This window comes from Bradyrhizobium sp. USDA3010 (assembly GCF_056429065.1).
Map to the genome: position 1 here is coordinate 1 of NZ_JBWJZD010000056.1, position 13,844 is coordinate 13,844.

The following is a 13,844-nucleotide window of genomic DNA, read 5'->3' on the forward strand; positions in this document are numbered from 1 at the left end:
TGGCGGGCGTGGTGTTCGCGGCTGAAGGTGATGGGGTTGGCTTTGCAACCGAATCCTACGCCGCATCAGCGCTTTACACCACGCTCGCCAGCCTCTCAGGCGCCTCTGACGAATAAGACGGGCTAAAGTCGAGGATTACCTCAAAGTCAGAGGCAGTCCGGCATCCAAATGCTGCAGATATCCAGGGTTCGCTTTGGAATTCGCCAAAGTTGCTGAAGCCCAGCTTCGCTAGGGCGGCGTTGTCGTCCGGGCCATGCACCTATGCCAGCCAGTAGTTGTTGGGACTCGGATTGCCGTGTCAGGCTGTCGAACGCAGCGGGCCGAATTGTGCAGGTTGATCGTGTCCCCGGAGTGCACGCTCCGTCCTCGCGTCTGGAGCTGTGTAGTGCGCGGCGACCTACCGTACCTAGGCTGCGTGATTTTCATGGGCCTGGTCTCCATCGGCATCATAGTAGTCGCAATACTTATGCAATGAGGTGAAGACAACGCCTACTTCGCGTTCCCGGAGCGCAGCAAGATGGACGGTTGGTTAGTGACTGCCGCTGTCTTCAAGGAAGATGGCGACGACGAAGAATTCAGACACGTAGTATACGCGGTTGCCGTCGCTGACCCGGCGGAAGCGGTGAGGATGACGATAGCCGACTGCGGCGCAAGGGCCGGAATGCTTAACTGTCCGCTTCAAAAAGAGCAGTTACAAAAGCTCGGTTTGGAGCCCGGCGAACTGATCGCGATACACGATGGCAATCATCCAATCCCCGCGCCCTCTCGGCGTCATTAGCCACGTCTGGTTTCGTTCAAACGGCGTCGGGTTGACTGCGTGCATGTCTGAAAGTCGCACGAGAAGTGCACCGGGATTGCGCCGTTTACTCTCCGGTCGTCTGGCACGCGCGTTGCTGAGCAGTCTATGGCTTGGCCGCTTATTGATTGACCCTCGTGAGGGCCAGGTCTGTTTGAGGTGCGACGGCGTGCGGGCGGTCGTCAGCAGTCGCCCGCACGCTTTTCCGTCGCGTCGGCCTCACTGTGCTCTGTCGATACCGCGCCGTTTGGCTCTACTTCTGCACGGTGCCGTGGCATGCGAGTTGTTGAGAGGCTTATCGGCTTGGCTGTTTATCTTCACGCAACACGGACCAAGCTTGACGTAGCAAACTCCGCGCGGGCGGTCTCCAAATGCCCGCGCGTTCTTTCGGAGTCGCAGGCCGCGCGGCCGGCCACAGGGGGGCTGTGGAGATTGTTCCGTGACCCGTGATGAGGCTTTAAAGAACGCGATAGAGGCGCTGAAGGGATGGTCCGAAGGAAAGGCCGATACGAGCGTCGTACTTGCCGCGATTGCGGAGCTTATGGCGACCAGGCCGCCACCAAGGCCGCCTTCAAAACCGGAGCTTTCTTCATAAGGAATGTGTTGCAATGGACAGGCTGGAATTTATACCGGCTTTCGAGGCAGCTATTCGCTCCGCCGACCCTGAGAAGCTGGCCGCACTTCGGGAGATCGTCCGCCAGCAAGGAGGCCCGGACGAGTTCGCGAAGACGAGCACAGAGCTTGTACGCAAACATCCGCTTACACTCTTTAGGTCGATCAAGATCATCTGCGACGCGGCGCATCAGGAGCCTCGCTCATGAGAGGGCAAGCCGATGAAAGGTAAGCTCGACAATCGCGCTTTGTTCGTTGATGACTTGGTCAGGGTGGCTGCGAGCGATGACAGATAGCAATGACAACATCATCCCGGACGTCGGACCGCCTTCCATCGACCTGACCGGAATTACATGACAGCGGTTCAATTGGCCGCGCACTTCAAGATTACACCTGCAACGATCGTCCGTTGGGCGGAACGGCCCAACTTCCATGCGCGAGCACTTCCGCCGGAGAGGCAGCTTGGCTTGTAACAGACGTGCAAGAATGGAACCGCCAGCGTAAACGCGCATACCGCGCCGCGCTGCGAGCCCAAGAGAAGGCGGTCGAGACCGCCGTGGAGAGAGCTCGTCACCGCCAGCGCTTAATCCCCGCGTTTGCTCGCACATGTCCGCCGCAGGTCGGGCGATCGGCTGTTCCGCTGTCGGGCGCGCCTCTTTCGCGCAAGATGATCGTCCAAGCGGATGGTTCCCTTGCGCCTGCGCCCAGTGAGCAGCATGACCGGCGCACGATGCCCAAAAATAGCCGCTGATCGTACCAGATCGGCGACCACAGAGAGGGCGCACGCAGTTAATCGCATGCGCTACAGTCGATCCACAGCCCAACGCCGCCCGCTTGAAATACATGCGGACGGCGTTGGCTCTAGCCCAGGAGGGTGTATGCAAAATCCTGACTTGGACAAAGTATGGATGAGGGGGCGCGCCTTCGCCATCCGTATGACTCCGGTACTCCCCAATGAGTAGGGGAGCTGTGCCGCGAGGTCTAGGGTCGCGGGCGACTAAGTTACTCCGGCCTCAGCCTATGCCGGGGCGACCCGGACAATGGTAACCGAGTCGAGTGCGGTAATTGATGGAGCCGGCGCGGAGATCGCCCCGCATGTCGTTGGTGGCGTGAAGCTCCATGGCTAAGCGTTCGGCGTTTAGGACTTTAGGCGCCGATTCAGCGCTTCAGCCAAGCGTCGTTCGAAATCGGCCTTACGCTCCGCAATGGGGCGATCGAAAAAGTTGTCACGGACAACAATTCCGCGAGCCTCGTCTGCGTCGATATGATCGATGTTGCAGTCCTCGAACGTGCAGCCGGTGAAGGCGAGTTGTTCGGCGCTGCTATCAAGCACGATGGTGCATTTCACGAAGGTGCAGCCATCAAAGCGGGCAAAATGAACCTGGCCGCGGAAATCAAATATCTCGGCGTGAAAGGTATCATTCCAGAATACGCGTTCTTCGTGGATATCGGTCACTGTTTCGCCTTTTAGCCCTCCGTGCCGCTGAGTTGCCTTCCGTCGAGCCCTTCGACACGCACCGTCAAATACCTTGAACCGACCGCGAAGCTTGACGCTCCCGAACTACTCGGCGAAGCGTGAGGTTCGCGACCGCTTCAAACTCTTCGGCAGCGAGATTGCGGCCGCGATTCCTGTTCAATTCGCTGAGCAGGTCTTTACGGTCACGCCTCATGTTTCTTTAGCCCGTCAGTCATTGCTCGCGCGCTTCACCGGCCTAGTTTGCACGTCGTTCTCACCGGAAGATTGTCGATCAGTGAGCGGCGCCTTGAAGAGCGTTTTGGTCGATCCTGCGCCATTCCAGATCGACATCGGGAAGATCTCTCGGAACCAATGTGGCAGATGCCGCACGCCTGTATGCCTCCGACAAATCCAGGGCGACGCGATCATCGTTTTCCGAATGCAGTTGCTTCCCCCAAGACTTGGTAGGTTGAAGTTTGTTGGATAGCGCCCTTTGATAACCAATGATCCGATGGCCTGCAGGCCGAACCTGCAGGCCGAAAGGCAAGCCCAGGTTTGCCGGAAAAGGCGCGGATTCCGGCGAAAGTTGCCTCGGGCTGTTGCGACAATGGAAGCGGTAGGACACACGATGCTCCGCACTCTCTTACTGATCGCCTTAACGTTTGTCGTCACGACAAAATCGGATGCTCAAGGCACCGACGCCAATCCCATCTATCTTGACCAGGGTGTGGATTGGACCGCGGCAGCGAGAGCTGACTTCTATTCGCGCGATCAGGGCTCGCGTTTGATTACGTTGTCTTGGATGCAGGCGCTGAAGCAAAGGAACGGACAGCCATTCCTCGCGGATGGTTTGTCACGGTACGGCTATCTACCGAATCCTGCAAACACGGCCAATCTTCCCGTCGGCTTTCACGCTTCTGGCCCTCAAGACTTCCAGGTCGTCGGAATGACCTGCTCAGCCTGTCACACGCGCCAGATCGAAGCTGATGGCAAGATGTATCGGGTGGATGGCGGTCCGGCGTTTGTAGACTTCTACGCATTGCTTGGCGATCTGGACAAGGCTGTGGGCGACGTGATTGCCAGTGACAGCTCGTTCGCTCCGTTTGCTGCAGCTGTCCTGCGGTCCACAACGCCGGACGCGGCCGACGTTGCGGATCTTCGTCGGCAGGTCGAGGGGTGGTACTTGCGGTTTCACACGCTTATTGTGCGCGCGCTGCCCAAGACCGGCTGGGGAGTTGGCCGTCTGGACGCTGTGGGGATGATTTTCAACCGCATATCCGGACTGGACATAGGCCCGCCGCCCGACTTCATGATCCCGGGAAACATGAAAACCGCGGACGCTCCCGTGAGATACCCATTCCTCTGGAATTCGCCGCGGCAAGATAAGACGCAATGGCCTGGATTCGCAAAAAATGGAAATGACATCTTGGGGCTGGCTCGGAACGTTGGCGAGGTTCTGGGAGTATTCGCTACGTTCGAGCCGAAGCGCCAGGGCGCGATCATCAATTTCCTTGACAATAATTCCACCAATTTCGACGGCCTGAGCCAGCTTGAAAACCTGGTGAAGCGGATCGGCCCTCCGAAATGGCCCTGGACGATTGACGCTGCTTTAGCCGCGCGCGGCAAAGCGATTTTTGAAAGGGATTCCGCTGAAGCGGGATGTAGCGGTTGCCACGGGATAGAAGACGGAGAGCAACGCTTTCCATTTGTCAAAACATGGCGAACTCCGGTCCAGAACGTTGGTACCGATACACGAGAATACGACATCCTCGCCTGGAAAGCGAATACGGGCGTGCTGAAGGGAGCGTACATTCCCTTCGCGACCGCCCCCCTAAAGGAGAACGATGAGATTCTTAACATTCTTGCGACCTCGGTCATTGGTTCGATCGCGGAACACCTGTTGGCCGGCGGCGCCCCTTCAACCAATGCCCGGGTGGCAGCGGCGCCAGATCCGGGATCGTCGGACACACCGGAGTCTCTGGGGCTGGTGCGGCTACCGCCAACGCTGCAGGATCTGCTAACGGCTTTCGATACTGTCAGCACCTCGGAAGCAATCAAGAAGGCCAGGCGGCAGGGAGCAGAACGAGCGTCTCACGCTCAGCTCCCTCCGTGGGGCTCCTACGAGGCCCGTGTTCTGCAGGGTATTTGGGCCGCCGCACCTTATCTCCATAACGGCTCGGTCCCGACGCTGGCGGAATTGCTCAAGCCATCAGGGCAGCGCAGATCGCAGTTTAGCGTCGGACGGAAATACGACATTGAAAACGTTGGTCTTGCTGCTACCCAGGAGCCGCTGAGCGACACTCTATCCGTGACGGACTGCAGCAATATCAACTCTGGAAATAGCCGATGCGGCCACGAGTACGGGACAAGTTTGAGCGATCAGGACAAAAAGGCGTTGCTTGAATACCTCAAGACACTGTGACCCGCTTAGGCGCCCCTCTTTGACCGGCTTCCAGCCTGCTGCCGGTTCCAGTATCGTTTGCGCAAAAGACCCTCATTCACCGAGTTCTCGCTGCCGGCGCGAGCATTGGAGTGGACATCTGCTCCAGCGCAGCTGCTCAAGGTCGCACAAGTGATGGCCCACCAACGTTTGCCCCTCTGCCGTACGCGTCGCTTGTGTGTAAGAAAAGAGGTTCCACATGCTCCCAAGCTCAACAGTGCATCACAAAGAATGCGTTCGCTGTGGTTCTGGATTAGTGACCCTTGAGTGGCACGAGCTCGTCAACGCGAATGAAGCTCAAGATCTTTGGCGCTGCTGGAACTGCAAACACCAGTTTGTCTCCGTCGTCACTTCAGATGAGAGGGAGCCCTCAGCCGCAGAGATCACAAGACCATTCTTTACGAGCCTGCTGGTGTGACCAATGACGCCGGAGCAGGTCGACCTTGTCAGGACATCATTTGACGCGATGTGGCCGATCCGCCGCGACCTCGCTGACCTGTGCTACAACAGGTTCGTCGAACTAGCTCCTGATGCAAGACAAACGTTCGGCGGCGATACTGAGAAGCAGCGGATAAAGGTGCTGGATATGATCACGGCGCTGGTCGCCTCGCTCGACGAAAGACCGATGTTCCAGTCGCTGATCGCGATTTCCGGTCACAAGCACGCCATACTTGGCTTTCAGCCATCGCACTTTGTCGCAATGGGCGAGGCGTTGATGTGGAGCTTTGAGCGAAAATTCGGCGCTTCTTTCACCCCTGAGCTGAGAGAGTCCTGGCATACACTTTACGCCACCGCCCAGAACGAGATGCTGCGCGCGACTGGCCGGCATAGTTCGTTTTGACAACGGCGGATGCGACACCCATAGGAGTACGTCACGGCACAACGCTGGTCTATGGAGTTGACAGCTCAACACGCTCCGACAAGCCGTTCCTCGAGCCTTCGTCGCGGTCGGATTTGGCGTGTATAGCGCGACGATCAGGATGAAAGCAGTCTCACCCTGACCGCTGCCGCGCAGGCGTGTGACGTGGGGTTCGCAGTGGCAGATCGGCGGGATCGCGAGTGAACGGGGGCGGTTGGGCGGGCACCGAGCGCAGAATCCGCTGCCGCTCGGAAAGCCTGACACTGCTAAAGGTGTTTCCGAGCTATCAAGTCATGCGCATCCTCTCGTCTGCCGCGCAACGGCGCCCCGTGGGTGCGACCGGTGCTCGTGCTCTTAAGCCGACATTCCGCGATCCGCTGAATTGGAAAGTCTCCAACGCGCGTATCGACGCGATGCATACTTGCGCGGAGTGAGACCGCTCAGTGTGTCCGCAACTACTTGCCGATCGAATATTCGATTTCGACTTGCGACTCATTTACCCCTGCTTTGGGATCGGCGTGGCCAGTGGTTCGCGCAATTCCCCGAATATTAGCCAGAGCGCCCGTGCCGCTCGTGATATACGAGACAGTCGTGCTGCTAAGCTTTCCCGGCCCCGCGCTATGAGCGAGCACAGTTCCTCGGGTGAAGAACTTGTCGCCCATTCTCGACGGCATAGACCGTGTATATGCTGCCGGAACCATTATTGTCGACGTAATCGGAAACGCCGCGCGTCCACGTTTCCTTGATCTTCAAACCATTGACGACAGGAGGGTTTGTCGGAAAGGTGCGATGAATTTCATATGATCGCACCTGATGGCCCGCAACGTCGCCGACGTCGAGAAACTGCTGTTGTGTGTATTTGGCATTTTCCGCGCCCGCTTTGTAGGATACGCGCTGTGTCTGTTGGGCGAAGGCATCGCTGATCGGGGCAGCAACAGTGAGACATATCAGAGCTGATATCCTTAGATTAGTCGCGCGTCGTTCCATGGTAACCTCCTAGACTAGCAACTGAACGCCTTTTTGACATTCCGGCCCCGTGATTTGCCGCGCTATTTCGCGGCAACGCTAAACGCAGTGTCGTCCGTGCCGTGACGCGTGCGTCAACGTTTCGTTCCGACCAAAGAACCAGCAGAGCACGTCGGCACGGCGGCTATCTTCAACCTTCGCGTCAAAGCCTTTCCAAGCGCAAAGATTGCGATCAACAGCAAAGCTACTATACCTCAAGGATCATTTCGACTTCGACCGCGGCATGGCGCGGAAGAGCCGCCACGCCCAGTGAGGAGCGAGCATGTCTACCAATCGATTCGCCGAACACCTCGATCATTAGGTCGCAGTATCCATTGAACACCTTGGCTTGGTCATCGAAGTCATCGACCGAGTTCACCATGCCGACCACTTTGACAACGCGTTTCCGATCGAGGCTACCCAGCGCCGCTCGCACCTTTGCCAGCGTGATCAAGCCTGCTTGCCGGGCAGCCTCATAGCCTTGTTCGACGGTCAGATCCCGGCCGAGCTTACCCTTCGGCTCGCTTGCGACACTGCCCGCCATGAACAGGAGATTGCCCACTTGAACCGCGTTGACGTAGCTGCCGACCGGCGCGGCCTCAGCCGGCAGTGTGATGTTCTTCTCTCTCAAGCGCGCCTCCGCGCTCGACGAATTCTCTGCTTGCGCACCCTCAAATGCCGAAGCTAAGATCACCAAACAAAAGGCGACAAACCCCGCAAATTCCTTCATTGAGTGCTCCGGCACTTACCCGTGAACGTACATCTCTAAAGTGGCCCTACCAGCAGTGATACCGCAGTTCGCATCTGCCTCAAGTGTGCCCAACCGATCCATCGGCTGTTCGTTCGCCCCTCGCAACCAAGATCACGTGCATCATTGCTGAAGCGCCGTGGCCGACCAGCAGCAGATGCATACATGGGACACTGCTCATCCGCGAGAGCAATTCCGGTTGTCATCGAGCGACGCGGGCGCAAGCGAGCCATCCGCCTGGACGATCATGGGTCGAGAGAGAGGCGCGCCACGCGGTGGAACCGTCGATCGCCGGATCTGTGACAGATAGGGGCGAGCAAACGCGGCGATTAAATTCTGGCGGAGCCGTGCCTTCTCGACGTCCGCCTCTACAGCTGCCTCTTTGGCACGTAGCGCGGTCCGGTATGCCCTTTGGCGTCGGCGGCGCCAATCGTGCTCCGCGCTTGTCGGCCAATGCACTTCTCCATTTAGAGCCGTTGCACGCGGAAAATCGGGCTCTTGTGCCCAACGGACGATCGTCGCTGGCGACTTCCTGAAGTGCGCGGCTAACTGCACCGCGGTCATCTGGACCCCCGTTAGATTAGTCGGAGGCGACGCAAAGTTCGTGGTGGCAGCGTCCACAGCGGTGGTGTTGTCGGTCATTAAGTTGGCGTCCAAATGGTGAGATGCTGCCAAATTGCGATTAGCCACGCTGTCGACCAGTACTGCATGCCTTCGAGCGCTCCTGACGAAATGCAATCAAGTCGCGAGTTTTCTCTTAATCGAAGATGAAAGTGTGACCAGCGAACGCGTCGATCCAGATCAGGACGGGATCGACGCGCACCGCATCGTTATCGATCGTGCCCCGCGGCACCGGTGGCGACGGCGAACGGCGATCGCATCGCTATACCTCACATCTGTGACCTCCATTTTGCGACTACTCCGACGGATCCGTTAGCGGATATTTGTCACAGTCGTGCTGGCAGGTTGCCGATCGTCCGACTTTGAAGGGTAAGGCATTTCGGCCAGAGTAGACGACTGCTCAATTTGGTAGGTCCACTCTTAAGATTGGAAGGCCTGCCGATGCGCTTACGTCAGCCTCACGATCGATTCGACGACGCCTTATGCGGCAAGTGCTTGCGACGCCCGCGCCGACTCTGCTCACAGCCTCGCTCAACGTCATCAGCCCGTTCTTGGATTCAGATGAAAGCGGGGTCAGCACTGCAGCAGATAGATGCCGCCACTTCGCCGCTACGCTTACAGGCTACGAGGTGTGAGCGACGACTAAGGTAGTCAATGTCAAGGTAACACGAGTTGGCTTCACGGTGTCGGCCAGCGACGGCAGAGAGGAGATCGGCCGCGAATGGTGATCGATCTTCGTTCGTTCAGCGAGCCCCTTGCGAAAAAGAGGACCTTGTACACGTGATCGGCCTGACATTGCCGTCAGCGTTGACACAACGGGTACCGGACCTGCTCTGAGGGAGCGGCAGCGTCTTGCGGTCGTAAAAGACAAATCGGGTGCGACCAGATGGCGAGAATAGTATGACTAGTCGGTGGCAGTATCAGGTTAGGTTCGATGTGAATGATTCTGCCGCGGCGGAAGCGTTGCGTCGACAACATCGAGGTCCGACACTGGCGCGGCTGTTCGATATCCTCGCCAAGCGTGGCGCTGCGCCGAAATGCCAGTTCGACGCCTTTGCGGAGTATGTCGCCGCAGCAGAAGAGCATGGCGTCGAGAATTATCCGCTCCACCATTGGACGAAGGCGGCGATCGAGAATCCGGCGAAGAAGGAAAAGTATTTGAAGTCCTTTACGCTCCACGTGGACGACCGGGAGGTCTATGCCAAGGAGATTGCTGACGCGCTGGAGGCGGACTTGCAACCGCTCGCCACGAGCGGGCTTATCACGCGCCTATCCAAATACGATACTAATCCCGCCAACAATCCCCAGCCGCAAGGTCACTTGCGCGCTGCTCGCGTCCCGGACTAAGCGCTCTGGCATGTCCGCTCTTGCGTGGCTGTCCGGAAAGGAGTGGACATCGAACGCGTCCAGTCATAGTCGGTCATTCCGACCAAGACTAAGTGCCGCGCTTCACGTCCGCGTTGCGGTGGCATGATCGAGGAGGCTGGCAAGAAGGACCTCTGCTGCTCCGGGGCGGCCGTGCGGCTATCGGGTGAGACCGGCGCTTGGCTCCTTCGCGTCATGCAGGGATACCTATACCTGAACTACCAAGCGATCCCGGGAAACCTGGAGCGGCGCGGCATGCTCCGCGCCGAGGTCTGCCGGGCTTGGCTGCGCTCGTTTCGTCGACACAGCCAGCGCTCTCGCATGACCTAGAAAAGGTTCTGACGATTGAAGCGGTCGATGGTTAGATGACGGCAGGCAGGACGTCCGGAATCCCCTCATCGCGCAGTTTGGTTGTGTTTCCGTTTTCCCTTTGTCCATGATCGAAGATGGTAAGGAGGTGACCTATGAAGCCATGTGAAGCCATGCGCCATTGGCGGGCGGAAATTCGGCAACGTGTTCTCCGACCGCATCCGCCAGCGCGCTCCCGCTCGCAGCGACAAATGGCATCTGGAGGAGATCGTTGTCTCGATCGCGGGCGGACAACATTGGCTCTGGCGCGCTGTCGATCACAATGGCTTCGTTCTCGACGTTTTGATTCAACTGCCCGATACTTTTTCTCGATATAGGCTCAAGCACATCTCAGTCCGGAAAGTGTGACGAACTGCGCCAAAGCATCCGCCCGCTCCGCGCTCAGCACCGCCATCGAATCGACCTTGTCTTTTCGACCGCAGCAACTGACCAGGGAGCTTGGATCTCCACAAAGACGACTATTACTGTATCTGAACGAGCAGCCCGGTGTCGATTGTCGTGCAGGAGCGCTACCGGCCGCTACCTTGATGTTTCATGACGCGACGGCCGGAGACACCAGCTTGACCGGCGCAGCCTCGACCTCCTGCCAATCACTGTCGGGGCCGCTGCGATAACGGTAGGAAGCCATCCCTGATTGCCAGCTCGGGATCAGGCTCATGCGCAGATCGACATTGGGCAGAATCACCGGTCCCAGCCCGGCATGGTGCGGCCAGTGGATCGGCGGGTAGCCCGTAAGGAGTACTAGAAGTAGCGCTGGCGTCGGCGGGAGCGTCGGCAACTGGCTGTAACTGCCTTGCAGGGAGGTGGCGACATCGAGCGGCGGATTAACGGCTTGGGTGATGCTGCCCAAACCCTGGACCCGCCTGTTCGGCGTGTCGACGACCAGATCCAGCTTGAAGATTATGCCTCCGGTGCGGCTTTCGCCAATCTGATAGCTGGCATGAAACAATCCGACCTGGTCTTTGGTTGTCGTATCCGGCATAGAACTATCCCTTCCCGTTTTAGAGGATTGATCGGCTGATCAGCCGCGATCATTTGGCCGACTGCCGCACGTAGTCGTCAGCTTCTTCCGCCGGGATCGCGTTCACCGGAATCAGTCGCGTGCTATTGCTGCCGGACACGACGATTTGCGGCACGTAGTGGCCGGGGAAGCTGCCCTTAACCGTGTGTAGGGCGTTGACCCATCACCGAGCGTCCCGTCCAGCCCATCACGTCAATCTTCAGGCCGCCGACCCAATGCGGGTCGCGTACCAGGGTAATTCCCGTAGTGAAGTTTGGCGCGTCACCCTGAACCTCGACCAGAAATAGCCCGAATCCGTCAGGTCCGTAGATGAAGCTGGCTTTTGCCGTCTTAAACGGCTCCGTCTGATAGAAACCCATGATTGTTATTGTCCTTCTGGTGAGCGTTGGCGAGGCCACGCAGCAGCCCCGCACGCCTGATGACAAGTACCGCGCTTGGCTGGCGTCCGCCCGCTGCCGCGAACGCGTTCTCCGGGCACGGATGAGCGGTCATGGTGCTGGTCTTATTCGCTTCCTCGAAAAGAGCTTGCGCAGATCGGCCTGACGTCTGAAGCTCTTTGCCAGGTTGATAGCTCCCGGAGCTGCGAGCTAATAAGCAACGGGCGTGCCAACGAAGATTGCGCAGTGAATGCTCAATGGCGATAGAAAAGGTGTGCCTCGCTGGTGCGAGCCTCGATGCTCAGCGTCGAGTTGCAAACACTATGTCAGCAGCCTAACACGGGCTGAACGCGACAACGACGGCGTCAAATTTCTGCGCGTCCTGGCCGAAAGCCGTCGGATGCTCGCCGCGACGATTGAGTGTCTTTCGAAGCCGGGTTTTGATAGGCCGCCCTTTCGACATCGAGAACATCAGCGGTCATTTCGAGACTAGGCCCGGGCGCGTAACGGCGACAGAGGGACCGATCCTCGTCATCCATGACGCGAGTTCAGCGTCAAGCGCGAGATGCCGGATCTGACTGGCTTTACGGGCAAGACCGCAGCCCTCCGCGAAGGGCCCGCAAGGACATTTGCCCGCGCCGAACCTGGCGGCCAAAACCCGCCGTTCGCCGCTCATCCGGAGCAACATCTCGCGGGCTACGCCGGTGCGCGGCGGCGATCAGGGTGAGACTCGCTCTCATCCTGATTGATGCGGTGGAACGGCCCGCTCCGACAGCATCATCGTGCTAAGACGTGGTCGTTGTTCGAACGCCACAAGGAGGGACCGTTCCATGAAACAAGTTAGCACCATCGGATTGGATTTGGCGAAGCACATTTTTCAAGTTAACGGCGCGGGTGGCGATGGCTCACCGGTGTTCAACCGGAGACTACGGCGCAGCGAGGTGCTGCATTTCTTCTCGAAGCAGCCAGCCTGCCTTGTGGGAATAGACGCCTGTGGCAGCGCTCATTATTGGGCACGAGAGATTGCAACTCTCGGCCATAAAGTGCGGCTGATCCCACCAGCTTACGTCAAACCGTTTGTGAAGCGTGGAAAAACGGATGCGGCGGATGCCGAGGCCATCAGCGAGGCTGTGACTCGCAAGACCACGCGCTTCGTTCCGATCAAAACGGCTGAGCAAAAAGCCGCAATGATGTTCCTGAAGAGTCGCGCACCTCTGGTCAAACAGCAAACGCAGACGATCAACGCCCTGCGCTCGCATCTGGCCGAGTTGGGCATCATTGCCGGCGCTGGCCGAACAAAGGTCGAGGCGTTGGTTGCAATCGTACGGGATGTAGCAGATATCCGCTTGCCTGCGGCAGCGCGCGTCGCCCTGACGGCAGTTGCCGATCAAATCGAGGCTCAGGCGGACCAGATTGACAAGCTCGAGCGAGGCATTGTTGCTGCGGCAAAGACCGACAAGGACATGCGCCGACTGACTACGATCCCCGGCATTGGAGCCATTACAGCAGCGACCATCAAGGCGCTGGTGCCAGATCCCGGCGGCTTCAAATCCTCTCGTCACTTTGCTGCCAGGCTGGGACTGACGCCGCGACAGCATTCGAGTGGGGGGCAAGGAGCGGATGGGACGCATCTCGAAGATGGGAAACCCCGAACTTCGGAGCCTCCTCGTTTTTGGGGCGACATCCGTCCTGCGAATTGCCCGGAAGGCCGATCGAACGCGGCCATGGTTGAAGGCGCTGCTCGCCAGACGTCCGTACAAGGTGGCAGCGGTCGCGCTGGCCAACAAGACAGCGCGAATTGCTTGGGCGCTCTTGAACAAGGGCGGGATTTACCGGTGTCCGGAGACGCTGGCGACGACTACGGCTGCCGCTTGATGAATATAGCGGCTGTCAAAGAGATCTGACCGGCGCGGGCCGGCAGAGGGCAAGGAGCAATAACAGGCGATGAACCCACGAGACGAAATCCCGGCATGAGTGAGGCTGGCGCGACAATGCGCATCAAGCGCGTCTGATTGATTTAGCCCCTTGTGTCGCGGACTTCATCGAGGCCAGAGGTCATGCGCCGCGCTTTACAGGCCGTATACATGACCGCACCGCTCCCATGTGTGAAGCCGACTGAGAAAGTTCTTGCGCCCGCGGGCCGTTCCATACATGTCGCGCTATACGCCGGACTGA

The 13,844-nt window shown here is 58.6% G+C and carries 10 protein-coding genes and 2 pseudogenes; 6 read left to right on the forward strand and 6 right to left on the reverse strand.

The genetic code is table 11. From position 1 onward, the window contains the following. The first annotated feature begins 517 nt into the window (after positions 1-517). Complete coding sequence (locus AC066Y_RS39730) at positions 518-778, forward strand: hypothetical protein (protein ID WP_176396394.1); 261 nt, start codon at positions 518-520, stop codon at positions 776-778. A 1,768-nt stretch (positions 779-2,546) separates the two neighbouring features. Here AC066Y_RS39730 and AC066Y_RS39735 read toward each other — a convergent pair. Both AC066Y_RS39735 and AC066Y_RS39740 read right to left on the reverse strand, forming a co-directional pair. Further along, entirely contained in the window at positions 2,547-2,864 is a 318-nt protein-coding gene (locus AC066Y_RS39735; protein WP_478278607.1) for a hypothetical protein, read from the reverse strand. Positions 2,865-3,156: 292 nt separating this feature from the next. Next, positions 3,157-3,489, reverse strand: a complete 333-nt coding sequence (locus AC066Y_RS39740) for a hypothetical protein (RefSeq protein ID WP_478278608.1) — start codon at positions 3,487-3,489, stop codon at positions 3,157-3,159. Between the two features lie 3 nt (positions 3,490-3,492). Here AC066Y_RS39740 and AC066Y_RS39745 point away from each other — a divergent pair, with 3 nt between their 5' ends. Next, entirely contained in the window at positions 3,493-5,286 is a 1,794-nt protein-coding gene (locus AC066Y_RS39745; protein ID WP_478278609.1) for a di-heme-cytochrome C peroxidase, read from the forward strand. 439 nt (positions 5,287-5,725) lie between these two features. Further along, complete coding sequence (locus tag AC066Y_RS39750) at positions 5,726-6,145, forward strand: globin domain-containing protein (protein ID WP_478278610.1); 420 nt, start codon at positions 5,726-5,728, stop codon at positions 6,143-6,145. 636 nt (positions 6,146-6,781) lie between these two features. On the opposite strand, the gene AC066Y_RS39755 is transcribed toward AC066Y_RS39750, so the two are convergent. Further along, positions 6,782-7,150 (reverse strand): hypothetical protein, encoded by a 369-nt coding sequence (locus tag AC066Y_RS39755; protein ID WP_478278611.1) that lies wholly within the window; start codon positions 7,148-7,150, stop codon positions 6,782-6,784. A gap of 226 nt (positions 7,151-7,376) precedes the next feature. Beyond that, a complete protein-coding gene (locus AC066Y_RS39760; protein WP_478278612.1) occupies positions 7,377-7,898 on the reverse strand; it encodes a RidA family protein in 522 nt (173 codons plus the stop codon). Between the two features lie 1,539 nt (positions 7,899-9,437). Between AC066Y_RS39760 and AC066Y_RS39765 the strand changes: the two genes are divergently transcribed. Both AC066Y_RS39765 and AC066Y_RS39770 read left to right on the forward strand, forming a co-directional pair. Continuing rightward, positions 9,438-9,884, forward strand: a complete 447-nt coding sequence (locus tag AC066Y_RS39765; RefSeq protein WP_478278613.1) for a hypothetical protein — start codon at positions 9,438-9,440, stop codon at positions 9,882-9,884. 402 nt (positions 9,885-10,286) lie between these two features. Beyond that, a pseudogene (locus AC066Y_RS39770) lies at positions 10,287-10,562 on the forward strand (DDE-type integrase/transposase/recombinase); the annotation flags it as partial. Between the two features lie 241 nt (positions 10,563-10,803). Here the strand turns inward: AC066Y_RS39770 and AC066Y_RS39775 are convergent. Further along, positions 10,804-11,253: a DUF1842 domain-containing protein gene (locus AC066Y_RS39775; protein ID WP_478278614.1), complete on the reverse strand. Its 450-nt coding sequence runs from the start codon at positions 11,251-11,253 to the stop codon at positions 10,804-10,806. Between the two features lie 176 nt (positions 11,254-11,429). Further along, on the reverse strand, positions 11,430-11,651 hold the full coding sequence (locus AC066Y_RS39780) for a hypothetical protein (RefSeq protein WP_478278615.1): 222 nt from the start codon (positions 11,649-11,651) through the stop codon (positions 11,430-11,432). A gap of 848 nt (positions 11,652-12,499) precedes the next feature. Here AC066Y_RS39780 and AC066Y_RS39785 point away from each other — a divergent pair. Continuing rightward, positions 12,500-13,544, forward strand: a pseudogene (locus tag AC066Y_RS39785) (IS110 family RNA-guided transposase). Positions 13,545-13,844 lie beyond the last annotated feature (300 nt).

Excerpts from the sequence above, each read along its gene's own strand:
- AC066Y_RS39750 (WP_478278610.1), top strand. The coding sequence starts at position 5,726 with ATGACGCCGGAGCAGGTCGACCTTGTCAGGACATCATTTGACGCGATG.
- AC066Y_RS39730 (WP_176396394.1), top strand. The coding sequence starts at position 518 with ATGGACGGTTGGTTAGTGACTGCCGCTGTCTTCAAGGAAGATGGCGAC.
- AC066Y_RS39755 (WP_478278611.1), bottom strand. The coding sequence starts at position 7,150 with ATGGAACGACGCGCGACTAATCTAAGGATATCAGCTCTGATATGTCTC.
- AC066Y_RS39745 (WP_478278609.1), top strand. The coding sequence starts at position 3,493 with ATGCTCCGCACTCTCTTACTGATCGCCTTAACGTTTGTCGTCACGACA.
- AC066Y_RS39765 (WP_478278613.1), top strand. The coding sequence starts at position 9,438 with ATGACTAGTCGGTGGCAGTATCAGGTTAGGTTCGATGTGAATGATTCT.
- AC066Y_RS39760 (WP_478278612.1), bottom strand. The coding sequence starts at position 7,898 with ATGAAGGAATTTGCGGGGTTTGTCGCCTTTTGTTTGGTGATCTTAGCT.
- AC066Y_RS39780 (WP_478278615.1), bottom strand. The coding sequence starts at position 11,651 with ATGGGTTTCTATCAGACGGAGCCGTTTAAGACGGCAAAAGCCAGCTTC.
- AC066Y_RS39775 (WP_478278614.1), bottom strand. The coding sequence starts at position 11,253 with ATGCCGGATACGACAACCAAAGACCAGGTCGGATTGTTTCATGCCAGC.